General features: G+C 63.8%; 23 protein-coding genes. 11 read left to right on the forward strand and 12 right to left on the reverse strand.

The features are described 5' to 3' along the window. Positions 1-33 precede the first annotated feature (33 nt). The 4 genes from glpX to P6U27_RS19100 form a co-directional block, all read right to left on the reverse strand. Positions 34-1035, reverse strand: a complete 1002-nt coding sequence (glpX, locus tag P6U27_RS19085) for a class II fructose-bisphosphatase (protein ID WP_122403382.1) — start codon at positions 1033-1035, stop codon at positions 34-36. A gap of 161 nt (positions 1036-1196) precedes the next feature. Beyond that, positions 1197-2513: a homoserine dehydrogenase gene (locus tag P6U27_RS19090; protein WP_407192324.1), complete on the reverse strand. Its 1317-nt coding sequence runs from the start codon at positions 2511-2513 to the stop codon at positions 1197-1199. Positions 2514-2542: 29 nt separating this feature from the next. After that, positions 2543-3763, reverse strand: a complete 1221-nt coding sequence (locus tag P6U27_RS19095; protein WP_407192325.1) for an LL-diaminopimelate aminotransferase — start codon at positions 3761-3763, stop codon at positions 2543-2545. Positions 3764-3990: 227 nt separating this feature from the next. Beyond that, positions 3991-4266, reverse strand: coding sequence for a hypothetical protein (locus tag P6U27_RS19100; RefSeq protein ID WP_122403385.1), 276 nt, complete (start codon positions 4264-4266; stop codon positions 3991-3993). 254 nt (positions 4267-4520) lie between these two features. On the opposite strand from P6U27_RS19100, the gene P6U27_RS19105 reads away from it, so the two are divergent. The 3 genes from P6U27_RS19105 to P6U27_RS19115 all read left to right on the forward strand — a co-directional run bounded on the left by P6U27_RS19105 (position 4521) and on the right by P6U27_RS19115 (position 7221). Then, positions 4521-6329, forward strand: a complete 1809-nt coding sequence (locus P6U27_RS19105) for an alpha/beta hydrolase (RefSeq protein WP_162500291.1) — start codon at positions 4521-4523, stop codon at positions 6327-6329. A gap of 64 nt (positions 6330-6393) precedes the next feature. Then, positions 6394-6792: an MAPEG family protein gene (locus P6U27_RS19110; protein WP_122403387.1), complete on the forward strand. Its 399-nt coding sequence runs from the start codon at positions 6394-6396 to the stop codon at positions 6790-6792. 105 nt (positions 6793-6897) lie between these two features. Beyond that, positions 6898-7221, forward strand: coding sequence for a hypothetical protein (locus tag P6U27_RS19115; protein ID WP_407192326.1), 324 nt, complete (start codon positions 6898-6900; stop codon positions 7219-7221). An 88-nt stretch (positions 7222-7309) separates the two neighbouring features. Here P6U27_RS19115 and argC read toward each other — a convergent pair whose 3' ends face one another. The 3 genes from argC to P6U27_RS19130 form a co-directional block, all read right to left on the reverse strand. After that, positions 7310-8293 carry an N-acetyl-gamma-glutamyl-phosphate reductase gene (gene argC, locus P6U27_RS19120; protein ID WP_407192327.1) on the reverse strand — a complete coding sequence of 328 codons (984 nt, stop codon included), beginning with the start codon at positions 8291-8293 and terminating at the stop codon, positions 7310-7312. Further along, positions 8290-8970, reverse strand: a complete 681-nt coding sequence (locus P6U27_RS19125) for an FMN-binding negative transcriptional regulator (RefSeq protein ID WP_122403390.1) — start codon at positions 8968-8970, stop codon at positions 8290-8292. The genes argC and P6U27_RS19125 overlap by 4 nt, the downstream gene beginning before the upstream one ends. Positions 8971-9195: 225 nt before the next feature. Further along, a complete protein-coding gene (locus P6U27_RS19130; RefSeq protein ID WP_122403391.1) occupies positions 9196-9726 on the reverse strand; it encodes a DedA family protein in 531 nt (176 codons plus the stop codon). 273 nt (positions 9727-9999) lie between these two features. On the opposite strand from P6U27_RS19130, the gene parE reads away from it, so the two are divergent. The 4 genes from parE (at position 10000) to P6U27_RS19150 (ending at position 14452) form a co-directional block, all read left to right on the forward strand. Beyond that, positions 10000-12042 carry a DNA topoisomerase IV subunit B gene (parE, locus tag P6U27_RS19135; RefSeq protein WP_407192328.1) on the forward strand — a complete coding sequence of 681 codons (2043 nt, stop codon included), beginning with the start codon at positions 10000-10002 and terminating at the stop codon, positions 12040-12042. 443 nt (positions 12043-12485) lie between these two features. Continuing rightward, on the forward strand, positions 12486-13262 hold the full coding sequence (locus P6U27_RS19140) for an outer membrane protein (protein WP_209294258.1): 777 nt from the start codon (positions 12486-12488) through the stop codon (positions 13260-13262). Positions 13263-13474: 212 nt separating this feature from the next. Further along, the gene (locus tag P6U27_RS19145) at positions 13475-13660 is read left to right on the forward strand and encodes a hypothetical protein (RefSeq protein WP_018641722.1); all 186 of its coding nucleotides are present in this window, start codon (positions 13475-13477) and stop codon (positions 13658-13660) included. Positions 13661-13681: 21 nt separating this feature from the next. Beyond that, positions 13682-14452, forward strand: a complete 771-nt coding sequence (locus P6U27_RS19150) for an SDR family NAD(P)-dependent oxidoreductase (protein ID WP_407192329.1) — start codon at positions 13682-13684, stop codon at positions 14450-14452. 112 nt (positions 14453-14564) lie between these two features. Here the strand turns inward: P6U27_RS19150 and P6U27_RS19155 are convergent, their stop codons facing one another. The 5 genes from P6U27_RS19155 to P6U27_RS19175 form a co-directional block, all read right to left on the reverse strand. Further along, a complete protein-coding gene (locus P6U27_RS19155) occupies positions 14565-15326 on the reverse strand; it encodes an outer membrane protein (protein WP_122403396.1) in 762 nt (253 codons plus the stop codon). Between the two features lie 178 nt (positions 15327-15504). After that, positions 15505-16752, reverse strand: coding sequence for an FAD-dependent oxidoreductase (locus P6U27_RS19160; RefSeq protein WP_407194459.1), 1248 nt, complete (start codon positions 16750-16752; stop codon positions 15505-15507). A gap of 174 nt (positions 16753-16926) precedes the next feature. Next, complete coding sequence (locus tag P6U27_RS19165; RefSeq protein WP_407192330.1) at positions 16927-17355, reverse strand: hypothetical protein; 429 nt, start codon at positions 17353-17355, stop codon at positions 16927-16929. Between the two features lie 388 nt (positions 17356-17743). After that, positions 17744-19252, reverse strand: coding sequence for a caspase domain-containing protein (locus tag P6U27_RS19170; RefSeq protein ID WP_407192331.1), 1509 nt, complete (start codon positions 19250-19252; stop codon positions 17744-17746). A 118-nt stretch (positions 19253-19370) separates the two neighbouring features. Further along, positions 19371-20324, reverse strand: a complete 954-nt coding sequence (locus tag P6U27_RS19175) for an AraC family transcriptional regulator (RefSeq protein WP_407192332.1) — start codon at positions 20322-20324, stop codon at positions 19371-19373. A gap of 307 nt (positions 20325-20631) precedes the next feature. Between P6U27_RS19175 and P6U27_RS19180 the strand changes: the two genes are divergently transcribed. The 4 genes from P6U27_RS19180 to P6U27_RS19195 all read left to right on the forward strand — a co-directional run bounded on the left by P6U27_RS19180 (position 20632) and on the right by P6U27_RS19195 (position 25320). Continuing rightward, on the forward strand, positions 20632-21741 hold the full coding sequence (locus P6U27_RS19180; RefSeq protein WP_122403401.1) for a YadA-like family protein: 1110 nt from the start codon (positions 20632-20634) through the stop codon (positions 21739-21741). 5 nt (positions 21742-21746) lie between these two features. Then, positions 21747-22448: a hypothetical protein gene (locus tag P6U27_RS19185; RefSeq protein ID WP_407192333.1), complete on the forward strand. Its 702-nt coding sequence runs from the start codon at positions 21747-21749 to the stop codon at positions 22446-22448. A gap of 132 nt (positions 22449-22580) precedes the next feature. Further along, positions 22581-23555, forward strand: a complete 975-nt coding sequence (locus tag P6U27_RS19190; RefSeq protein ID WP_407192334.1) for a helix-turn-helix transcriptional regulator — start codon at positions 22581-22583, stop codon at positions 23553-23555. A gap of 298 nt (positions 23556-23853) precedes the next feature. After that, positions 23854-25320 (forward strand): DEAD/DEAH box helicase, encoded by a 1467-nt coding sequence (locus tag P6U27_RS19195; protein WP_407192335.1) that lies wholly within the window; start codon positions 23854-23856, stop codon positions 25318-25320. The last annotated feature ends 18 nt before the right edge of the window (positions 25321-25338 follow it).

A 25338-nucleotide genomic window follows, 5' to 3' on the forward strand; every position in this document is an offset into this window, starting at 1 on the left:
CGCCTTCGCGTCGCCCCGGAATGACAGCAAACATCAATCCAGATGGAACTTCGCCAGCTCGCGATGCTCGGCCTTGATGTAGCGCACGGTGCCGGTGACGGAGCGCATCACCACCGTCTCGGTCTCGATCACGCCGTCCTTGCGGAATTTGACGCCCGAGAGCAGCGAGCCCGTGGTGACGCCGGTGGCGGCGAACAGGCAGTCGCCGCGCGCCATGTCCTCGATGCCGTAGATCATCTTGGGGTCGTTGACGCCCATCTTGGCGGCGCGCTCGCGCTTCTCGTCGGAATCGAGGATGAGGCGGCACTGCATCTGGCCGCCGATGCAGCGCAGCGCCACGGCCGCGAGCACGCCTTCCGGCGCACCGCCGGTGCCGAGATACATGTCGACGCCGGTGTTGTCGGGGTCGGCGCAGTGGATCACGCCGGCAACATCGCCGTCGGTGATGAGGCGCACCGCAGCGCCGGTCGAGCGCACGCTCGCGATGATATCGGCATGGCGCGGACGGTCGAGCACGAGCACGGTGATGCCTTCCGGCTTGACGCCCTTGGCCTTGGCGAGGCGGCGGACGTTGTCGGCAGGCGAAGCGTCGAGATCCACGACGCCCTTGTCGTAACCGGGTCCGATCGCGAGCTTCTGCATGTAGACGTCGGGGGCGTGCAGCAGCGTGCCGCCATCGGCCATCGCCATGGTCGCGATCGCGCCCGGCATGTTCTTGGCGCACAGCGTGGTGCCTTCGAGCGGGTCGACCGCGATATCGACCTGGGGACCGGCATTCATACCGACCTTCTCGCCGATGAAGAGCATCGGCGCCTCGTCGCGCTCGCCTTCGCCGATCACGATGGTGCCTTCGATCGGCAGCTTGTTGAGCTCGCGGCGCATGGCGTCGACAGCGGCCTGGTCAGCCTGCTTCTCGTTGCCGTGCCCGCGCAACCGCGCCGACGACACCGCCGCCCGCTCCGTCACCCGCACAATCTCCAGCGTGAGGATGCGCTCGAGCAACGCGTGCGGCGGGACTGAAATATGGGTCGACATCGGCTTACTCCTTCGAAACGGTTTGGGACAGACATCTCTGCCCGCATCAACTCTCAACGCCCGGTGTTCGTTCGAACGAACGCCTTTTAGTTCGAGCATGCTCTTTTCCGGAAAACCGCTTCACACTTTGCGCTAGCGCGGCCCTCCGGGTCCCAGCATGCTCAGTTCTTCTCGATCCGGATCACCTGCGGCCGTCCGCTGATGACCTTGTCCTTCTGCACGGCGGCGAGTGCACGACGCACGGCGTCCTCATGCGTGGCATAGGTGATCAGGATGACGGGCACCGGGACCGCCTTGCCATTCGCCGGCGCAGCGCCGCCGTTGGGATGACGCTGCACGATCGACTCGATCGAAATCTTCTGCTCTGCAAGCCGGGTCGCGATCGCAGCCGCGGTGCCGGGGAAATCGCGCGCGAGCAGGCGGATGTAATAACCACCCTCGTGCCGCTCCATCGGCGCCTTCTTGGTGTCGCGCAGCTGCGATATCGGCCGGCCGAACGGATTGGCGCGGATGCCGCGCGCGACATCGGCGATGTCGGCGACCACCGCGGATGCGGTCGCTGCGCCTCCGGCGCCGGGGCCGACCAGCGTGATCGGTGGAATGCCCTCGCCATCGATCGTGACCGCATTGGTAACACCCATCACCTGCGCGATCGAGGAGGATTTGGGAACCATGGTTGGATGCACGCGCTGCTCGATGCCCTTGGCGGTGCGAACCGCAACGCCGAGCAGCTTGACGCGGTAACCGAGATCGGCGGCGGCGCGCAGATCTTCCGGCGCGATGGACGAGATGCCTTCGACATACACGGCGCTTTGAGCAACTTTCGTGCCGAAGGCGAGGCTGGCGAGAATGGCGAGCTTCTGCGCGGTGTCGTGGCCGTCGACGTCGAAGGACGGATTGGCCTCGGCATAACCGAGCCGCTGCGCGTCCTTGAGGCATTCGGCGAAGGAAAGCCCCTCCTGCTCCATGCGGGTCAGGATGTAATTGCAGGTGCCGTTGAGGATGCCGTAGACGCGGTTGATGCCGGTTCCGGCCAGACCTTCGCGCAACGTCTTGATGACCGGGATCGCTGCGCCGACGGCTGCCTCGAAATTCAGCGCCCCGCCGTGCTTTTCAGCCGCCTTGGCGAGCTTGAGGCCGTGCTTGGCCAGCAGCGCCTTGTTGGCGGTGACCACCGACTTGCCGGCGCCCAGCGCGGCGTCCACCGCCGACAGCGCCGGATCGCCGGCGCCGCCCATCAGTTCGACGAAGCAATCGATCTCGGGATGAATGGCGAGCGCCATCGGATCCTTGGCCCATTCGACGCCGCGCAGGTCGATACCGCGCTTCTTCGCCTTCGAGCGCGCAGTGACGGCGACGACGCGGATGCCGCGGCCGCTGCGGCCCGCGAGCACGCGCGCCTGCGTTTCAATCAATCGGACAACTTCGGCGCCCACGGTGCCGAGCCCCGCTATGCCCACTTTCAGGGGTGCAACCATGATGTCTTAGAAAACCTGCCGAAGAGAACTCAACGCCGATTGGCGAGCGGAACGACGTTGTGCAACGTTTCGATGCCGCTTTCAAGGAAGCGGCGCACGCCGCGCGCGGCCTGCCTGATCCGTTGCTCGTTTTCCACCATGGCGATGCGGACATATCCTTCACCATGCTCGCCGAAGCCGACGCCGGGCGAGACCGCAACGCCGGACTTCTCTACCATCAGGGTCGCGAACTGCATGCTGCCGATGCTGCGGAACGCTTCCGGCAGCGGCACCCAGGCGAACATCGAGGCCTCCGGCGGCGGAATCTCCCAGCCGGCGCGGCCGAACGATTCCACCAGCGCGTCGCGGCGCTTGCGGTAAGTGTCGCGCATTTCCTTGATGCAATCGTCCGGGCCGTTCAGCGCAGCCGTCGCCGCGACCTGGACCGGCGTGAACGCGCCGTAGTCGAGGTAGGATTTGACGCGGGCGAGCGCCGCGATCACGCGCTCATTGCCGACGGCAAAGCCCATGCGCCAGCCGGCCATCGAATAGGTCTTCGACATCGAGGTGAACTCGACGGTGCAGTCCATCGCGCCCGGCACCTGCAGCACCGAGGGCGGCGGGTTGTTCTCGTCGAAATAGACTTCGGCATAAGCGAGATCGGACAGGATCAGAATCTCGTGCCTCTTCGCGAAGGCGACGAGGTCCTTGTAGAAGTCGAGGCTCGCGACATAGGCGGTCGGGTTCGAGGGATAGCAGACGACGAGCGCCAGCGGCTTCGGGATCGAGTGGATGATCGCCCGCTCCGCCGCCTCGAAGAATTGCGGCGTCGGCTCCGATGGCACCGAGCGGATCACGCCGCCCGCCATCAAAAAGCCGAACGCATGAATCGGGTAACTCGGGTTCGGACAGAGGATGACATCGCCGGGCGCGGTGATCGCCTGCGCCACGTTGGCAAAACCCTCCTTCGAGCCGAGCGTCGCCACCACCTGGGTGTCGGGGTTCAGCTTCACACAGAAGCGGCGGGCGTAGTAGGCGGCCTGGGCCCTGCGCAGTCCGGGGATGCCGCGCGAGGCCGAGTAGCGGTCGGTGCGCGGCTTGCCGAGGGTCTCCTTCAGCTTCTCCAGCACATGAGGCGGAGCAGGCAGGTCCGGATTGCCCATGCCGAGGTCGATGATGTCGGCGCCGGCATTCCGCGCAGCCGCCTTGGCCCGGTTGACCTGCTCGAACACGTAAGGCGGAAGGCGGCGAATGCGGTAAAATTCTTCCATGGCTCTCTGGGCTCCGGGCAACCGGTCAGGACAGAATCGACAGGCCACGAGGGCCATTCCAAAAGGCGCTCAGAATCATCGCGAAAATCACTCAAAATCAAATACTTAGAGCAATCGTCGACGACGAAGACTGAAGTCGTTCGCCCTGACTCTTGGCTGAACCGAGGTCTTTTAGCACGGCAAAGCGGAGGCGCCAGCGATTACGTTGCCCGTCTCCCGTCACGGGCCTATTTGGCGTCCTTGGCGGCCACAGCCTGGCGATCGCGTGCGGCGGCGAGCTCGGCCTCGATCTTGGCGCGCTGCTCCGGCGGGATGATCGCCTGGTCGCGATCCGGCGGCAGATCATGCACCGGCAGATAGGTGCCGGACTCCCTGGCATGCGGCTGCGCATCGGTGGGCGTCAGATCCGCGAGCTGGCTCGAACACCCGCCCAGCGCGAGCGCCCCGATCAACAGCGCGCCGCGGATCGACAGCGTCTTTTGCAGGTCCCATAACGCCAACACTTGGGAAATCCCCTACTCGTCCCAAAGCACGGCCCCGGGCAACCTTACCCCAAGACCGAACCCAAGCTCAAACCATTGCTGCCCAAATGGCGTGAGCGAGAAAATAGCCCGGCGCTACCAAGCCGAGCGGTGCGGCTTGATTGTGACGGAACCAAGAAGATTTGTCGCAGTGCAACACATCTTCGAGAGTGTTTAACGTCAAACATGCGAGCTTCGCGGTGACGAATACGGAATGAATCGTTACTGTTCTGCTCATGAGTATGGCCACGACCGACACGCCGAAACCCGAGACGAAGTTCGATGCGGAAGCCTTCGCGATGAATGTCGCGCGGGCGATGGAGAGCGGCGGCAAGGCGCTCGCCGCTTACCTCAAGCCGCGCGAGAGCGGCGAGGTGCAGGATCGCCCGCCGGCCGAGCTTGCCGAGGTGGTCAAGACCTTCACGTCGGTCGCCGAATATTGGCTGTCGGATACGTCCCGCTCCTCCGATCTGCGGACCAAGCTCGCGAAGGACTATCTCGACCTCTGGGGCTCGGCGGTGCGACGTATGGCCGGTCAGGACGCCGACCCCGCGATCGCACCCTCGCCGCGCGACAAGCGCTTTGCCGATCCGGAATGGAAGTCGAATCAGTTCTTCGATTTCGTCATGCAGCTCTATCTGCTCACGACCAAATGGGCGCAGGAGCTGGTGCGCGATGCTGAAGGGCTAGATCCGCACACCCGCCGCAAGGCCGAGTTCTACGTCCAGCAGGTCACCAATGCGCTCTCGCCATCGAACTTCGTGCTGACCAATCCCGAGGTGCTGCGCGAGACGGTGGCATCCAGCGGCGAGAACCTCGCGCGCGGCCTCAAGATGCTGGCCGAGGACATCGCGGCCGGCAAGGGCATGCTGAAGATCCGCCAGTCCAATCCGGACAATCTCGTCGTCGGCGTCAACATGGCGACGACCCCGGGCAAGGTGATCTACCAGAACGAGATGATGCAACTGATCCAGTACACGCCGACGACGGAGAAGGTGCTGCGCACACCGCTCCTGATCGTGCCGCCCTGGATCAACAAGTTCTACATCCTCGATCTCAAACCGGAGAAATCCTACATCAAGTGGTGCGTCGACCAGGGCATCACCGTGTTCGTGATCTCATGGGTCAATCCCGACAAGCGGCTCGGCAACAAGGGCTGGGAAGACTACATGAAGGAAGGCCTGCTCACGGCGATGGACGTGATCGAGAAGGTCACCGGCGAGATGAAGGTGCACACCGCCGGCTATTGCGTCGGCGGCACCATGCTCGCGACCACGCTGGCCTGGCTCGCCGAGAAGCGCCGTCAGCGCGTGTCGTCCGCGACGTTCTTCGCCGCCCAGGTCGACTTCACCCATGCCGGCGATCTCCTCGTGTTCGTCGACGAGGAGCAGATCGCAGCGCTCGAGCAGGACATGAAGACGGCCGGCGTGCTCGAAGGCTCGAAGATGGCGATGGCCTTCAACATGCTGCGCTCCAACGATCTGATCTGGTCCTATGTCGTCAGCAACTATTTGAAGGGCCAGCAGCCGAGCGCGTTCGACCTGTTGCACTGGAATTCCGATGCGACGCGCATGACCCAGGCGAACCATTCCTATTATTTGCGCAACTGCTATCTGGAGAACCGGCTGTCGACCGGCACGATGGTGCTCGACAACACCCTGCTCGATCTCTCCAAGGTCAAGGTGCCCGTCTACAATCTCGCCACCCGGGAGGATCACATCGCCCCCGCTGAATCGGTGCTGTACGGCTCGCAGTTTTTCGGCGGTCCGGTGAAGTACGTGTTGTCGGGCTCGGGTCACATCGCGGGCGTGGTCAATCCGCCGGCCTCGAACAAGTACCAGTACTGGACCAACGACAACATCAAGGACGTCAACGTCGCGCAGTGGATGAAGGGCGCCGTGGAGCACAAGGGCTCGTGGTGGCCGGACTGGCGGGAGTGGCTGGGCCGACTCGATCCCGAAGAAGTCCCGGCGCGCGCGGTCGGCAGCGACGCATTCCCACCGATCGAGGACGCACCCGGCAGCTATGTCAGAGTTCGCGCATAGCGGAATCTCGCGTGCTTTCGTATAGACTCGTCTCAATCCAGCGACGACACAGGGGATCGGCACTATGACACGCGAATTGTTCTGGCTGACACTGACGGTGATCCTGACGGGGGTTCTCTGGATTCCCTACATCATCAACCGATGCCAGGTGCGCGGGTTGAGCGGTGCCATGGCCAACCCCTCGCGGGGCGACAAGCCGCAGGCGGAGTGGGCGAACCGGCTGATGTTCGCGCATGACAATGCGGTCGAGAACCTCGTGATCTTCGCGCCGCTGGTGCTGATCCTGAACGCAATCGACTATTCCACGAAATGGACCGTGCTCGCCTGCGCCGTTTATTTCTGGTCGCGCGTCGCACATACCATCGTCTATGCGATGGGAATCCCGGTGTTCCGCACGCTGGCCTTCACCGTCGGCTTCCTCGCCCAGGCCGTGCTGGCGCTGGCGATCTTCGGGGTGGTGTGAGCATCCGAAAGGAGCTGCAGGCCCCTGCAATCTACGATATTGTCATGCGAGCCGAGGCAACCGATGCGAGGATGCCTGATGCGGACCTGTCTTTCAGCCGTCGCAATGATCGCGCTCGCCGGAGCTTGCAGCCAGGCCGGCGCGCAGGCGCAATGCCCTGAACTGACGCGGCTGCGCAACGAAGCCGTCGAGGCTTCAAAGCCGATGACGCGCGCGTTGATGTCGAGCCGCTGCGATGCCTATGTTCGCGCGTCCCTCGCCTGGGCCGCCGCGGTCGACTACGCGCGCAACCACCAGGACGTGTGCGATATTTCCAATCGCTTGCTGAGCGACCTCGAGAAATACCATCTCGACAGCGTGACCGCCCGCAACAATGTGTGTGCCGGCCGGCCTGTCCGGCCATTCCCGGCCGACGTCGTTCTCCAGTAAGGAACGGCGCGCGAGCCAAGTCGCTCGCCGCCTTTGCAGCGCGCCGCCGAAGCGGCGCCGCGCTGCGTCCATCGCACGATAGCGTGCCTTACTCCTCCGGCAGGCCCAGCATCAGGCGCATGTTCTGCACGGCCGCGCCGGATGCACCCTTGCCCAGATTGTCGAGCCGGGCGACCAGCAATGCCTGATGATACTTGTCGCTGGCGAAGACGTAGAGCTCGAGCATGTTGGTCTCGTTGAGCGCCTCCGGCTCGAGCCGGCCGCCCTTGGTCGCCTCGTTCTGCAGCGGCATCACCTTGACGTATTTCGAGCCGGCGTAACGCTTTGCCATCGCTGCTTGCAGGTCGGCGCCGGCAGGCTTGCCCGGCAGCGTGTCGAGCTGGAGCGGCACCGAGACCAGCATGCCCTGCCGGTAGTTGCCGACCGCGGGAATGAAGATCGGCCGCCGCGTCAAATTGGAATAGAGCTGCATCTCCGGCAGATGCTTGTGCTCGAAGCCGAGGCCATAGAGCTCGAATGACGGCGCGCTGCCATCCTCAAAGCTTGCGATCATCGACTTGCCGCCGCCGGAATAGCCGCTCACCGCGTTGACGGTGACGGGATAGTCCTGCGGCAGCAGGCCGGCATCGACGATCGGCCGCAGCAGCGCAATCGCGCCGGTCGGATAGCAGCCGGGATTGGAGACCTTTTTCGCCGCCCTGATCTTGCCGGCCTGGTCTGGCGTCAGCTCGGGAAAGCCATAGGCCCAGTCGGGCGCGACCCTATAGGCGGTGGAAGCGTCCAGCACTTTCGGCGCAGAAGTTCCCATGCTGTCGACGAGCGCGACCGTCTCCCTGGCGGCGTCGTCAGGCAGACAGAGGATGACGAGGTCCACCTCTTCCATCACCGCCTTCTTGGCCGCGGGGTCCTTGCGCTTGTCATCGGCTATGGTCTTCACCGCGACGTCGCTCTGGAGCTTCAGCCGCTCGTTGATGCCGAGCCCGGTGGTGCCGGAGCCGCCGTCGACGAAGACGGTGGCGGGCTTTTTGGCCGCGCTGGCGATCGGGGCTTTGGTGGTGTCAGCGAGGCTCATGGTGCGCTCCTTTCGAGCATGTTCGTATCGTCTGCGAAAACTTGTTCTGCGAAGGCTTGCGGCCTGGCTTGCCGCATCAAATGTGAGATCTGCTTGGCGTCGGCATCGCCGGCGCTAAGCGCATTGGCGATCGCCACATAGTCGGCGTCGGATTTGTGCTGGTTCAGCTTGAAGCTGCCTTCGACCTCCTCAACCGTCATGACCAGCCCAACGATCGCCTTCTTCATCGTCTCGAGCCGGCCCGCTGTCATCTTGCCTGACGTCCACGGCTTTTTCGGCAAGAGCCGGCTCTCGAACTTGGCGCTGAGCGTGTCGAGCTGCACCGACAGCTCATCGTCCGACAACAGCCGCACCGGCCCGGTCAGATGCACCGACTGGTAGAGCCAGGTCGGGACCTGATCCGGCGAGACGTACCAGTCCGGCGATACATAGGCATCGGGACCGTTGACCGCGAGCAGCCAGGACACATCACCGCCCGCAAGCTTTAGCAGCGGATTGTGACGGGCGAGATGAAAGGCGGCCTGCGGCGTGCCGTCCGCGGCATAGGTCAGGTAGAACGGCAATGGCGAGGCAACGGGCTTGTGGCCGTCAAAGGCGCACATGGTCCCGAAGCCGCGCTCTTCGGCGAATTTCAGGCTCGCGGCGCGGTCCTGCTTGAAATGGGGTGGCGTGTACATCGTGGTCTCCTGCTGGGCCTCCTCGGGGGAAGCCGCCGGATCAGATCGCGCTGACAGGAGAGAATGCCGCGGATCGGGTCCAGCGGCAAAGACGATGATCTCAAACGCGATCGACCGCCCAAACCGCTAAGCTGCGGCGGCGGCGACGAGCGAACAGGATGGTCGCGGCGTCGATCATGGCGCGCGGCTATAAGGCCAGTTGCGGTTCCCGTCAAGGTTCTGGCGTCAGATGACGCGCCAGATCCATTCCATGATCTTGGCGAGCACGTCGCCGAACAGCAGGAGCACGGCCGACCAGATCAGGGCCGAGACGAAATTGGCGGCCTGGAAGCTCCAATAGGGCATCTCGAAGATGCCGGCCGCGAGCGGCACCGAGGCGCGCAAGGGCCCGAAGAAACGCCCGATGAAGATGCTGGGTATCCCCCAGCTCCGGACAAAGGCCTCGCCCCTGGGCAGCAGCTCCGGGTAGCGCGAGAGCGGCCACATCTGGGCGACGTGCTCCTTGTAGCGGTAGCCGAACCAGTACGAGACCCAGTCGCCCAGCGCCGCCCCGAGGCCACCGGCGATCCAGACCGGATAGAAGTTGATGCCGCTCACCCCGATCAGCGCTCCGATGGCCACCAGCGCGCCCCAGGCCGGGATCAAGAGCGAGATGAACGCAAGCGACTCCCCGAAGGCGAGCAGGAACACGATTGGCGCCGCCCAAGCCTGGTGAACACGCACGAGGTCAGCCAGGCCGTGCGCAAACTGCTCCATCAAAAATAGCCTTCCCGCCCCGTCTCAAGGTGCTGCTCGATGAAAAGGACTGGTAAGCCAAGGACTTGTGTGACATCAAGTCACAAAAGCCCGACATGCTCGGGTGGGAACGTCAAATTGGCGGGAACTGGTGGGGCTGCGGCGTAAAATCGCCGGGATTGGCTCCCAACCCACACCGCCCGGCCCGCCCGCGGTAACCTTTCCGAGTGAGAAGTGGCATAGTCGGCCTAACCGATTCGCCGCTTCCGCGGCCCTCAAAACGCATCAAGATATATGTCCAAGCAATTGAAACCCAAAGCAAAAGACGACTTTTTCGGCGGTGACGAGCCGAAACCCCGTGCCGCCAAGGCGGCGTCACGCGGAAGCGGCGGGGAAGCCGATTACACGGCGGCCGACATCGAGGTGCTCGAAGGCCTGGAACCGGTGCGGCGCCGGCCCGGCATGTATATCGGCGGCACCGACGAGAAGGCGCTGCATCACCTGTTCGCAGAAGTCATCGACAACTCGATGGACGAGGCGCTGGCCGGGCACGCGACCTTCATCGAGGTCGACCTCAGCGCTGACGGGTTCCTGACCGTCACCGACAACGGCCGCGGCATCCCGATCGATCCGCACCCGAAATTCCCGAAGAAGTCGGCGCTCGAAGTCATCATGTGCACCCTGCATTCGGGCGGCAAGTTCGACAGCAAGGTTTATGAAACCTCGGGCGGTCTGCACGGCGTCGGCATCTCGGTGGTGAACGCCCTCTCCTCGCGTCTCGAGGTCGAGGTCGCGCGCAGCCAGAAACTCTACCGCATGACGTTCGAGCGCGGTCACCCGAAGGGCAAGCTCGAGGACCTCGGCAAGGTCAGCAACCGCCGCGGCACGCGCGTGCGCTTCAAGCCGGATACCGACATCTTCGGTGCCAAAGCGGCGTTCAAGCCGCAGCGCCTGTTCAAGATGACGCGCTCGAAGGCTTATCTGTTCGGCGGCGTCGAGATCCGCTGGAATTGCGCGCCCGAGCTGCTCAAGGGCATCGAGGACGTGCCGGCCGAGGCGACGTTCCACTTCCCCGGCGGCCTCAAGGATTACCTGGCGGCCGCAATCCACGCCGACACGTTGGTGCATCCCGACATCTTCTCCGGCAAGTCGGGCCGCAACGGCGCGCATGGCGCCTGCGAATGGGCGGTGGCCTGGACGGCGGATGCCGATGGGTTCCTGTCTTCCTACACCAACACCGTGCCGACGCCCGATGGCGGCACGCACGAGTCCGGCCTGCGCAGCGCACTTTTGCGCGGCCTGAAGGATCACGCCGAGCGCGTCGGCCAGGGCAAGCGCGCGGCCTCCGTCACTTCGGAAGACGTGATGGTCGGCGCGGCCGTGATGCTCTCGGTGTTCGTGCGCGAGCCTGAATTCCAGGGCCAAACCAAGGACCGCCTCGCCACCGCCGAAGCGCAGCGCATCGTAGAGCAGGCGATAAAGGATCCGTTCGACCATTGGCTGTCGGGCAATCCGAACATGGCCAACCGGCTGCTCGACTTCGTGATCGACCGCGCCGAGGAGCGGCTGCGCCGCCGCCAGGAGAAAGAGACCGCGCGGAAAACCGCGGGCAAGAAGCTGCGCCTGCCCGGCAAACTCGCCGACTGCACCGACGCCGGCACCGAAGGCTCCGAGCTCTTCATCGTCGAGGGCGACTCGGCCGGCGGCAGCGCCAAGCAGGCGCGCGACCGCAAGACCCAGGCCGTGCTGCCGCTGCGCGGCAAGATCCTCAACGTCGCCTCCGCCGGCAAGGACAAGCTGACGGCGAACGCGCAGCTTTCCGATCTCGTGCAGGCGATCGGCTGCGGCACGCTCGCGCATTATCGCGAAGAGGATCTGCGCTATCAGCGCATCATCATCATGACCGACGCCGACGTCGACGGCGCCCATATCGCCTCGCTGCTGATCACCTTCTTCTACCGGCAGATGCCGCGGCTGATCGACGAGGGCCACCTCTTCCTCGCGGTGCCACCGCTCTACAAGCTGACCCACGGCTCGAAGTCGGTCTACGCCCGCGACGACGCCCACAAGGAGGCGCTGCTCAAGAGCGCGTTCAGCGCCAACGCCAAGGTCGAGGTGAACCGCTTCAAAGGCCTCGGCGAGATGATGCCGGCGCAGCTCAAGGAGACCACCATGGATCCGACCAAGCGGACGCTGCTCAAGGTGGTGCTGCTCGCCGACGATCGCGATACCACGGCCGATTCGGTGGAGCGCCTGATGGGCACCAAGGCCGAGGCGCGCTTCGCATTCATCTCGGACAAGGCCGAATTTGCCAGCGAAGAGCTGCTGGACGTGTGAGGCCGTAACCAGGCCGGCCGCCTTCCGAGACAGCCCCGGCCTAAAGCCGGGGCCGTTTTGTTTGAGGGGGTGACCGCATTTTCCGGCGATCCGGCCGGACGATCCGTCGATGTTTTCGTCGCGTCCCGCAATCGCCGCATGGCGACTCAGCCATCGACTCACCGGCGCCAAGCGCGAGGCAGGATTGCCTCCATTTCGGACAAAGCCGAATTCGCTAACGAGACGTTACCCGAAATCAAAATTCTCAAATTCCCCAACGCATTGAAATATCGAATTAATTTTGATTTGCGCGATGGCGCTCCGAATACCCACGCACCGGCGTTTTCCGGCGACTGTGCCTGCCCGGCAACAGCATTTCGGCGAGAACCGTCTATAGTCCGGGTATCAGATGATACGAACTTCGGTGCGCTCGCGCCTACAGACCTAAGGTTGGGGATTTTGACATGAAGAAGACTTTGCTCGCTCTGACCGCGGTCGCGGCGATGACCGGTTCGGCCTCGGCGGCCGACCTTGCGGCCCGTCCCTACACGAAGGCTCCGGTCGCGGCGCCCGTCGCCAGCTGGACCGGCTTCTACATCTTCGGCGGCGCCGGCGGCGGCGTCTGGGATGCGGACTCCCACACCAACTTCGTTGGAGTTCCCGTGACGATCGATCAGCGTGTTGGCGGCGATGGCTGGTTTGGAACGGTTGGTGCCGGCTACGACTGGCAGTTCGCCGGCACCTGGGTGGCTGGTGTGTTCGCCGATGGTCAGTTCGGCAGCCTGCGCGGCAGCATCAACGATGAGTTTGCTGCGCTGACCGGCCGCATCAAGATGCAGGACGCATGGGCTGCGGGTGTTCGCGTCGGCTATCTGGTTGCTCCGAATGTTCTCTCGTACGTCAATGGCGGTTACAGTGGATCGCACTGGTCGGGCGCTGGCTTGACGAATCTCGCCGGGACGGCTTCGGGCTTCCACACCGACTCGTTCAACCGCAATGGCTGGTTCGTCGGCGGTGGCGTCGAGAACAATCTGAACATCTTCGGCATCACGGCGCCGGGCTGGTTCATGAAGACCGAATATCGTGCTGCCTACTACGATCGTAAGGACATTGCCGTCCGCACCGACGTTGGCAATGTCGCGACGACCGACTCCATCAGCTTCAAGCCCCTGGTGCAGACCATCAGCACCTCGCTGGTCTACCGCTTCAACTGGACCGGTCCGGTCGTCGCGAAGTACTGATCTGACCTCCCGTTCAGACGTCAAAGCCCCGGCATCGTCCGGGGCTTTTTCGTTGCAGGGATCACCTTGCGCGCGTATGCGTGCTCCCGACGATCTGCACCCAGCCATTGTATCCGGACCGAAGCCACGGCTAGTCTGAGTCGAAGTTTTCGTGGCCGCGGCGATCGTTGATGCCGCAGACCGCGACAGAACCAGACCAACGGGAGGAATGCATGCGCAGATTTCTGCTTGTCGCAGGCCTGTTTGCGACCGCCGTCGGCCTGCTCTGGATCGGACAGGGCACGGGCACCGTTCCGTGGCCGCGGTCGAGCTTCATGGTCAACCAGCTGCAATGGGCCGGCTATGGCGCAGCCATGGCCGGCTTCGGGCTGGTGCTGATCTGGCAGAGCAACCAATAGAAGAAACCAGGGAATACAAGCATGACATCCAGCCGGTTCGATCTCCGCGGCAAGGTCGCGATCGTCACGGGAGGCAATGGCGGCATCGGGCTCGGCATGGCGCGCGGCCTTGCCGATGCCGGCGCCGACATCGCCGTGATCGGACGCAACGAGACCAAGTCCGCGGAAGCGGTCGCCGATCTCAGGCAGCGCGGGGTGAAGGCGATTGCCATCGCGACTGACGTCACCGACAAGGCGGCCGTCGCGGCCATGATCGACCGCGTGGTGAAGGAGCTCGGCCGCATCGACGTCCTCGTGAATAATGCCGGCATGAGCATCCGCAAGCCGCCGCACGAACTCGAGCTCGACGAATGGAACAAGGTGATCGACACCAACCTCACCAGCGCCTTCGTGTGCTCGAAGCTGGCCTATCCGGCGCTGAAGGCATCCGGCAACGGCAAGGTGATCAATATCGGCTCAATGATGTCGATCTTCGGCGCGAGTTTCGCGACAGCCTATGCGGCGAGCAAGGGCGGCATCGTGCAGTACACCCGCGCCTGCGCCAATGCCTGGGCGCCCGACAACATCCAGGTCAACGCCATCCTGCCAGGCTGGATCGACACCGATCTCACCCGCGGCGCGCGGCAGAAGGTCTCGGGGCTGCACGAGCGCGTGCTGGCGCGCACGCCCGCGGGACGCTGGGGTGACATCGACGACTTCGCCGGCATCGCCGTGTTCCTCGCCTCGCCCGCGTCGAACTTCGTCACGGGCACCGCGATCCCGATCGACGGCGGCTTCTCGGTGATGGCCTGAGTCCGGGCCTGCACCACAACATTGCGCACAAAAGGAAGCCCCGGTCGAAGCCGGGGCTCTTGAATTTTGGCAGTGCTCTTTTTTGATCGTTGGTCGCGTTGCGTCGACGTGCTCAGTAGCGGGCGATGGTCGGCGCGTCGAACTTGTAGCTCGCGCGCACGACGGCCCACTGGATGTCACGCGGCTTGGCATCGAAGGTGTAATTGCCCGCCGTGCCGCCGAGCTGATAGGTCTGGCTGCCGAAGGCCGCGTAATTGTATTCGAGGCCGACGATCCAGTTGCGGGTGATGCCGTATTCCCAGCCAGCGCCGACGGTCCAGCCATTGGCCCAGTGAGTTTGTCCGCCCGTACCCGTCACAACCGGGTCGGTGACCGAGAGCCGGTTGTTGACCCCCGCATAGCCGCCCTTGATGTAGAACAGGTTGTTCTGCACGGCAAAGCCGGCGCGGCCGACGACCGTCGCCAGCACATTGGCACGCCAGGAGAACACATCGTTCGCCGGTGCGAACGCGGTGTTCACGACCGTACCCTTGTTGTCGAGGCCGGAGATCGTGCCTTCCACACCGAACACGTAGTTGTTGGCCTGCCAGTTGTAGCCGATCTGCGCGCCGCCCATGACGCCCGAATTGCGCTGACGATATCCCTCTCCCGGAAGCAAATCGCCGAACGCCGCGCCCGTCCCGTTGTTGATGAACTGCTCGTTGGTCCATGCGCCACCGATGTGGCCGCCGACATAGAAACCGGTCCAGTTGAACAGCGGCTCGACATAGGCGGGCGCCTTGGTGTAGCGCGCAGCGAGATCGGCCGCCGAAGCAGCGCCGGTCGAAATCAGAGCTGTCGTACAGGCGAAGGCGGCAATCAATTTGTTACGCATGGTACACCCCGTGTCTTTGATGGCCGCACGGTCACCGACGGCTCTTACTAAAATTGAAATCAACACGGTTAATGTGGCGGCTGGGCACGCATCGGCCTGTGAATCCGTTGGGGCTGTTGCAAGCGCGCAACGCGCAGTGCGCGATTTAGCACGGCGTTATCCCTACCGAAGCCTTGCGCTACGATCCCGGCGCGGCCCGCGAATGCACGTGCTCGGGCCGCACGCCGAGCGCAATCAGGCGCGCCGGAATGCCCTGAAGCCACGGCAGCGCGGTGATGAGGCGCACGATCAGCGGCACCTTCAGCGGCTGGTCGCCGCCCTGTAAGGCGCCGCGGATGATGTTGTTCTGCACGATCACCTGCATTGCTTGCGTCATCTTCACTGGAAACTCGCGGCGACGCCTGACGGCATCGAGCTCGTTCTCCGAGGGACAACCGTGCTGCAGCTTGTCCGCCAGCAGGTTGGCGGTCGCGACCGCGTCCTGCACGGCGAGATTGACGCCGACGCCGCCGACCGGCGACATCGCATGCGCGGCATCGCCGATGCACAGCAGGCCCGGCTGCATCCAGCGCGTCAGTCGGTTGATCGCGACGGTGAGCAGCTTGATGTCGTCGAAGCTCTTCACCTCGGCGATGCCGGACCTGAGGATCGGCGCCATGCGCACGACATCGTCGAGCAGCGCCGATAGTCCCCTCGCCTTGACTGCCTCATACTGTCCTTTTGCGATGACATAGGCGCATTGCCAGTAATCGCCGCGGTCGAAGGTGACCATCATCTTGCCAGGCTCGATCCGCGCGAAGAGGTTTTCAGTCTCCTCGGGCTTGCGGCCGGCGCGGAACCAAAGCACGTCCATCGGCGCGCCGATCTCCTCGACCGCAAGGCCGGCGCGCTCGCGCACCGTCGAATGGCGGCCGTCGCAGGCAACGGTGAGATCGGCCTCGATGTCGATGAAGCCGTCAGGCGTCCTCGCCCGCACGCCGGCGACCGTCTCGCCGCGACGGATCAGATCCACCGCCTCCGTGCTCATCATCACCTTGAGCTGCGTTAAGCGCCGGCCGGCCTCGCGCAGGAAATTCAGGAAATCCCATTGCGGCATGAAGGCAATGAAGGGGTATTTGGTATGGAGCCGGCCAAGATCGGCGATGCGCACCGGCGTGCCGCCGAACAGGCCGTCCATCTTCTGCAGACGCTGATGCGGCAGCTTCAGGAAGCCGTCGATTAGCCCGAGTTCGTCCATCACCTGAAGCGTCGAGGGATGCACGGTGTCGCCGCGGAAGTCGCGGAAGAAATCCGCATGCTTCTCCAGCACCACGACATCGATGCCGGCCCGTCCCAGGAGATAGCCGAGCATCATGCCGGCCGGGCCGCCGCCGACGATGCAGCAGCGGACCTTCATGGTCCGGCTTTGTTGTTGGTCGGATATCATTGCCACCGCGATCCGCGCCGTGAGCATCGATCAAGCTATGCCGGACGATACTAGCGCGATTCAGGCCGAAGGCAGTCTCAATTTGCAGGGAAAAGCGCACCGCGGTTTCCAGCAGCAAACAAGCGCCCGACAAAAGGCCCGCCGGACGCGGGCCTTGCCTGAAACGGGGCCAGACTATTTCTGGTCCTCGTTGCTGGTCCCGGTGCCCGGACTGCCGATCGGCAACCCGTTGGGGGCGTGACCGACGCCCATGTTTCGCTCGGCTTGCGCTGCTGCCGGCGTCTTGGCGTTCGCGGTCGGGGGCTGAGCATTCGGATTGGGTCGGCCGATGTTGGTGTTGACGTTGGCTCCCGTGGTGGTGTCATGCGTTCCCATCCCGGAGGGAGCCGACGGCCCGAAGTTGGCGCTGCTGGACGACGAGCCCACTCCGACACCTGAGTTGGCCGCAGCCCCCGCGCTGGCGCCACCGGTCCCCGTGCCGGCGCCGGCCGCTCCACCTGCACCTGCACCACCGCCGCCCCCAGCACCACCGCCGCCTTGGGCAAAGGCCGCCGTCGAAAGTGCGGCACAAGCGATGGTCACGAGAATGGATCTGCGGATCATGGATCGTCTCCCTGGTTTGACAGACAATCCAGGGACCAAAGGAGTTGTTCCTTCCGCTGGGAAGCGATGTTCGCTCGTCTCAGGGCTTTGACGACTTCCGTTCCCATGGGCGCTTGCCATCGGCATCGCGATCCCATGGTCGAGTGATCGGAGCTAGCCTCTCATCTTCGGCGGCTTTCGAACGGTCTGCTTGGACTCGCTCGCGGTCGGTCAGTGGTGGCGGTGCGGGGACTGGAGTGGTCTGGGCCAGAACCGGAAGCGTCGTAAGGAACGTGACGATGATGAAATTTATCATCCCCTGCTCTAGCACTTTCACCTTGGCTTGTCCGATGTAAGTTCGTCCACGTCGTAAGGTGATCCCATCACAATCCTCCGGCCGAACAGCGTATCAATTATTACTCCGGTTCGCGCTCCGAAACGTCTTGATCTCCGAGACGCTGCCGTCGCGATAGGTCAGCTCCACCGAGACGGACTGCGTGCTTGGTGCGAGCTTCATGTAGAGCGGCATGCCGGCGCTAATTGCGCTGGGGTCGCGCATGTCGCAAGGCGGCATCTTGAGCACCTGGTTGGGCACGGCGGTGTCGATGCCGATGCGCACCTCGCGGATGGCGCAGCGGTGCGACACGAGGTGCGTGTAGTAGACCAACAGGCCGTTGAACACGCGGAACGACAGCCAGCTGGTCGACGTCATGTCGAGGATCTTGCGCTGGTCGCGGATCAGTGCGGCCTCGGGATCGAACTTGATCGGGAACGGTCCCTGCGTCTCGCCGGACTGATCGACATAGCGGACCTCGATGGTGCCGGCCTGCGCATCGGGCGGCAACTCGATCGACGGGTTCGGCACCCGCTTGCGCGTGCGCGGATCGAGCGTGTCGATGAAGCCGGTTTCGCGGAAATCGCCTTTGCCGGCCATGCGCCAGGAAATGCCGAGCGTCGGATCGGCGAAGGAGAACGTAATGCTCCAGCCGCCATCGTGCCGCGAGAAGCTCGCGATCGGCGCGTTGATCGTCTCTTCCTTCGGGATCTGCGGCACCGACACCGGCGGCAGCGCCGCGAGCTTCTGCGGCGGCTCGGCCGGCCGCGCCGTGGTATCCTTCGCCATGCCGCTGAGGAAGACGTCGTCGACCATCTGGTCGAAATAGACCGGCACCTGCCTGTGCTTGACGGTGTCGGCCATCTCGCTGACCAGACGGCGCGTGCGCTGCGCCACCTGCACGAGGTTCTCGCCGGGCTGGAGCAGCTCCTTGGCGAAAGTGCGCGTGAACACCGAATTGGGATTGGTGTCGTCATTGGACAGACGATCGAGCGCGGTCTGGCGAGGTCCTGCCGAAAACACCGAGAACACGCCTTCCGGCAGCTGCGTCATCGGCGCTAGCCCGCCGCCGCCGGCGACCGCGCGGGTGCCCTTGCGTTCGAACGGGTTGTTGCGGCAGGCATCGAACACCAGGATCGAGGTCCGCGCCTTCTTGTTCTGGAGGCGCTCGACGATGCGGTCGGCCAGGATGGAAGCATCGCGCACCAGCTCCTCCTGTCCTTCCGTCGCCGCGGGCACGTCGGTCGGCAGCAGATAGTTCTGGCCGGCGATCTCGAAGCCATGACCGGCATAGAAGAAGAACGCGGTGTCGCCGGGCTCGACCGCCTTGTCGAACGCGAGCAACGTCTCGGAGAATTGCTGCCGGTTCTGGTTCTCGGCGACCATCACCGAAAAGCCGAGCTGCTTCAGCGTATCACCCATGGTGCGGGCGTCGTTGACCGCCTTGAGCAGCTTCGGCACGTTCTTGTAGTCGTTGTTACCGACGACCAGCGCGACGCGCTTCTCGGCTTGGGCGGGAGCTGCGCCCACCAGCAACGCAGCCAGGCCGAGAGCCAAAGCCGCCTTGGACAACATACATGTCATGTGAAGTTCCCGCCCCTGCATCCCTGGCCAAAACGCTCAATACATAGTGCGCAAACTGGGCAGATCGGTTCAAGCGCCTATCATCACGGGCGACGGGACCGATCATCGGCCAGAACCGTCAGGCACGGTCGCGTACCCCACTTGGGCTATCGCCGAACCGATTCCGGAACAATCGATTGAAATGCGAGACATTGGAGAATCCAACCTGAGCCGCAATCTCGGACACAGGCCGGTCCGGGAATTTTGTGACGAGCGCAAACGCCCGCTTCAACCTCAATTCGTTCACGCGTGCGGTAAATGATGCCCCCGACTTCTCCAACAGTTCCTGCAGATAGCGCGCCGAGATGTGTTGACGATCGGCAACACCTGCCAGCGACAATCCGGGATCCGTAAAGGATTTTCCGATGAAATCGATCGCAGCGGCCAAACGTGCCGCCGCGACCGCGCCCCTTGCCTGCTGTCGCGTATCGCGGTTGGCGCCGATCATCAGCGCAGCGAAATCGTGAATGTGATTGACAACCGTTTGCTGCAGCGCGGTCTGCTCAAGACCAGGCGCATTCTGAACGAGATCAAGGTACCCGAGAAGCAGCCGCAGCGCCGGATCGTTGTGCGCAATTGGCCGCATGACCGCGCCGTCCAAATCGTGTGTCCGGAGGGCCAGAGCGGCGCGCGGAAACAACAAATGGAGATGTCTTGTGCCGCACAGCAGGGCAGCTTCGCCCGGGCGGACGAACGCCGCATTACCCGGTCCAAGCTCCAATTCGGCACCGCGCTGGGATACGGATGCAGCTTGCCCAAGATTGATGAATAACCCAATCCAGTCCCCACCGTCGGCAGCCAACGCGCGCGTGCGATTGAGGCGCGCCGCGGAGCCATCGCAGGACGCGAGGCGCACACCCGGGAGGTTTTGAAGCACGGCCTCCGCCCTGAACGGAACGTCGTTCGACAAGGGTTCGATATCTACACGTACCAGCGTCCTTCCGAACTCCTCACGCCATCGGGCGAGCCTTTCTCGCTCGGGCAAGTCATCGGTGCTGAAGCGTCGGGGTGCAAATTCGCTGGCACAAGCCATGGACGGTGCATTCCAATGAGCTTTGGAAGCTAGCGATTCACGCAAAGATTGCAAGATTCGGACTGGTTCCTCACTTCGTAAAAAGCAAAGATCCCGCTCGCCTAACATCAAGAATGAGCGCGGATCAATCAACAGGCCTGCGTCATGCTGACGCGCTGTCGCGCAAATCGCAAAGCCTCACTCGTCTTATGTAAACCCATCCGACAACGCTGTTGCCTGCCGACGACAGAAGATCGGCGATCGTTGTGCAAGACTACGCACGACAAGCCGTTTCAGAGGTTACATCCTCGGCTTCTGGAGATTCGAAATGATATCCCAACAAAGCCTCACCAGCCGTTCATTGAAGAATTGGGGTCCGCTGCTCGCCGTCGCCGCCTGCATGTTGGCGCCGAAACCGGCCCATGCGATCCATGCCGTCTGTTCTTTCGTAAACGGCAGCGAACAGCAAGTTCTGATCGTGCAGGACGACGACTGCTCCAATCCCTTCGACCCGTTCTTCGCCGGCCCCCTGCTTTTCGGTGACAGTATTCATGCTGCGCAGGACATGACCGTGGACGGCACCACGACAACGGGCACGACCAACGTCAACGGCAATTCGACCTTTGCCACCGGCACGACGGCTACATTCAATGGAAATGCTGTCTTCAACGGAGGGGTGACCTTTGCGGGCTCCCAGAACTTTTCGGGCATCAACAACACCGGAAACATTTCTACCGACACGTTGAGCACGACAGGCAATGCCACGATCGGAGGCACCCTCAACGTGGCGGGTCTCGCGACGTTCAATGGCATTACCAACACAGGCAATCTGACAACCGACACATTGACGGCAAATACCTCGGTCAACACGCCTCTGATCAACGCAACCAACGCCAACGTGACGACGGCTACGATCACGACTGCTAACGTGACCACTGCCAATGTCACTACGGCGAATATGACCACGGCGAACGTCACGACGGCGAACATCGGCACGGCCAACATCACGACAGCGCTGCAGGTGTCACCCGGCGCCTCGGTCAACATGGGCGCCAACAGAATTCAGAACGTTGCCGCCCCGCTGGCAGGAACGGATGCTGCAAACAAGAGCTATGTTGATGCCAGCCTCTCGGCACTGGGAGGACAGTTCGACCAGGCGCTTGCGGGGGTAAATAGCAGGATCGACGAAATTTCAAATCGCACCACTAAAGCGACGGCCGGCGTCGCCATGGCAATGGCCATGGCAGGCGTGCCAACGGTGCTCCCAAGCGAGCGCGTGGCGTTCACGATGAACTATGGCAACTTCCAGGGACAAAACGGTCTGGCGCTCAACGGCGCGGTCCGTCTCAATGATAATCTGCAGTTCACAGGCGGCGTGGGCTACTCGACCAATCAGAACCTCGTTGGCGCGCGCGCAGGCCTGCGCGTCGGATGGTAGGTGTCATGCTGCGCCCCCCGCTTTATGCCGCCTTCATCCTGGCGCTGTGTGTCATGGTCCTCCGCCCAACCAGCGCTTCGTCGCAGACCAGCATTCCTTCCCAGAACTCGTCGGGCGGTGCAGCTCCTGGCGCCACCCCAACCGAAAGAGCCCCCGCGGCGCCGGCACGAACCAAGGTCCATGTGCCGGTCGACCAAGCTCTGCTGTTGGTGCGTTCAACATTGCTGACGCTCAACGATGCCAACCAGTCCGGAAACTACACGGTCCTGCGGGATCTCGCCTCACGAGAGTTCCAGATTAGAAACACATCCGCCGATCTTGCGCTCGTTTTCGCAGACATGAGAAGGAGCAATCTCAGCCTATTTAGTGTGATGCTGTTGTCACCTCAGCTTTCTGGCACTCCCGACATAGACGCCGACGGGCACCTTCGCATCTCCGGCTACGTTCCAACGAGTCCGCAGCAGGTGAAGTTCGATCTCGTGTTTGAAGCCTCTTCTCGCCAGTGGAAATTGTTGAGCCTCAACATCGCGACCGCGCCCGTCCAGGCTTCATCGGCCGCTCGAGAGCAGCAAAGAAGCGAACCCAAGAAGCAGATGCAGAGTGCAAAGGTCCTGCCGAAAGCTCCGCCCGCGAAAGGATCTCCGGTAAGATTGGAGGCCGCTCAGAGCCCAGCGCCCCAGCCGGAGGAAGCTTCCAATCGGGAGTGAAATGCACACGCGGCTTGGCCTGCTTTACCGACTACGTCTCGGGCGTCGCTTTCGGTCCATCCGCCAGCCCGCCTATGGAATAATTGGGGTGAATCTGCTCCTCTGGTCAGGCCATCCGAAGGGGAGTCTTCCGTGTATTGGTGTACGAACGAGGTGGAGCCGCAGGACCGCTTCGACTATTGGCGCGAGGTGCGCGCCAAGGGCCTGTTCGGCGTCACCGCCGAGCTCGAACGCGAACGGCGCGCGGACTTCTTCGGCGAATTCTCGCTGCGCCAGCTTGGCGGCGCCGGCCTCGTCGAGCTGAAGGCTTCGCCCTACGCGGTCGAGCGCAGTGCGTCCGACATCGCCAACGCCCCGGGTGACGCGATTTGCGTCTACCAGCAGCTCGGCAGTGGCGGCTGGTTCGGCGGCATGCGCACAAGCGATTTTTCGATCGCGAGCGGCAGCTTCGCCACCAGCCATACCGACCTGCCCTACCGCACCGCGCCGCTGGGCGCCGGCGGCTTCCATCTCCGGATCCTGAAGATCCCGATGAGCAGCATCCCGGCGCAGGACAAGCGCATGCGCGAGCTGTCGCCCCGCACCTTCAACGATGCAGCCCTGGCGCCCCTGCTCGCTACCTGCCTTGCCGATCTCGGCGAGGCCGGCGCGGATGATGCCGCCGCCGATGCGGCCTCCGTGGTCCAGACCTCCTTGGTTCAAGCTTTGGCCCATCTGGCGCTGATCGAACGCGGCATCGTGCGGCCCGGCAGCCGGCGCGGACAGGCCGCGCTGCGGACCGCCCGCCTCTCACAGGCCCGGCGGCTGATCGCACGCCGTCTGCAAGACCCTCATCTCGCGCCGACCATGGTGGCCGACCTGCTCGGCATCTCCGTGCGTCATCTCCACATGCTGTTCGAGACGGCGGAGAAGAGCTTCTCGCAGACCGTGACCGACGAGCGTCTGAAACAGAGCCGCCGCCTGCTGCGCGACACGCCGGAACGGCTGATCGCCGACATCGCGAGCGCCTGCGGCTTCGAGAGCCTGGCGACCTATTACCGGGTGTTCAACGCCGCCTATGGCATGGCTCCCGGCGACTTCCGGGCCAAGGCTTCGGACGGGCATTAACCCTCGTCTTGGCGGTTCCGGCCGGACCGCTGGAGGAGCGGAAAACCCAAACCGCGCCCGCAATTTGGGTAAAAACCTCAGGTTTTTTAGGGCCTTCCCGCGTCCGCTCCATTGACTTTGGCCAATTCCTCCCTATGTTCCGGGGCGACGCGGCTCAGATCGAAGAGCGATTCCTGGGCCTTGCGCTTTGTCCGCGTGAGTCAGCACCCCCAGCTTCTTTGAGAGCGCGCCGTTTCGGGGTGGAACGCGACAGCCTTATTACCCTCGATTCCGAACGGCGGTTTCGACCAGAGGCTCAATGTCCTTTTCTCATCTCGGACTGTCCGAAAAAGTCCTCGCCGCAGTGGCGGCCACCGGTTACACCAACCCCACCCCCATTCAGGAACAGGCGATCCCCCACGTCCTCGCACGCAAGGACGTGCTCGGCATCGCCCAGACCGGCACCGGCAAGACCGCGGCCTTCGTGCTGCCGATGCTCACCATCCTCGAAAAGGGCAGAGCCCGGGCGCGCATGCCGCGCACGCTGATCCTCGAGCCGACCCGCGAGCTCGCGGCCCAGGTGAAGGAAAACTTCGACCGCTACGGCGCCGGCCAGAAACTCAACGTCGCCCTCCTGATCGGCGGCGTCTCCTTCGGTGACCAGGATGCCAAGCTGATGCGCGGCGTCGACGTGCTGATCGCAACCCCCGGCCGCCTGCTCGACCATACCGAACGCGGCGGCCTCCTGCTCACCGGCGTCGAGCTGCTCGTCATCGACGAGGCCGACCGCATGCTGGACATGGGCTTCATTCCCGACATCGAACGCATCTGCAAGCTCGTCCCGTTCACGCGGCAGACCCTGTTCTTCACCGCGACCATGCCGCCGGAAATCCGGCGCATCACCGAAGCCTTCCTGCACAATCCGCAGAAGGTCGAGGTCTCCCGGCCGGCCACCACCGCCGTGACAGTCACGCAAGCCCAGGTGCCCGCCGGACGCGAGGCGCACGAGAAGCGCGAGCTGCTTCGCCGCCTGCTACGCGAGGCCAAGGACCTCAAGAACGCGATCATCTTCTGCAATCGCAAGCGCGAGGTGGCGATCGTCCACAAATCGCTTCAGAAGCACGGCTTCAGCGTCGGAGCGCTGCATGGCGACATGGACCAGCCCGCCCGCATGGCCGCGCTCGACCAGTTCCGCAAGGGTGAGCTGCCGCTGCTCGTCGCCTCCGACGTCGCCGCCCGCGGCCTCGACATTCCCGAGGTCAGCCACGTCTTCAATTTCGACGTTCCCCATAACGCCGACGATTACGTCCACCGCATCGGCCGCACCGGCCGCGCCGGGCGAACCGGCACCGCGATCTCGATCGTGACACCGCTCGACCAGAAGTCGATGGCGGCGATCGAAAAGCTGATCGGCCAGAGCATTCCGCGCGCCGAAGGCGATTACGAAGTCCCAGCCGAGGCCGCCGATGCCGGCGAGCGTCCGCGCGAGCAGCGCGGTCGCGAACGTTCACGCGGCGGACGCGGCAAGCCGCAACGCGGCCACGACCGCGAGCGCAGCCACGAGCCGCGCGAGGCAAGACAGCCCGCCGCGGCAAGGCATCGGTCCGACGACAAGCGCCGGGCGGAGCCGCGGCACGATGCGCGCCAGCAGGCCAACACCTCCCATGTGCCCTCGATCGGCCGTCCCGAGCCGCGCCGCCAGCGCGAGATCGACACCGAGCCGGGCGATCACTCGCATCTGCCGGCGTTTCTGCTGCGGCCGGTTCGCTCCCCTGCCGGCGCCTGAAGTGCGCTTCCCGCTTTC

The organism is Bradyrhizobium sp. STM 3566 (assembly GCF_045571445.1).
GTDB classification, from domain to species: Bacteria; Pseudomonadota; Alphaproteobacteria; order Rhizobiales; family Xanthobacteraceae; genus Bradyrhizobium; species Bradyrhizobium vignae.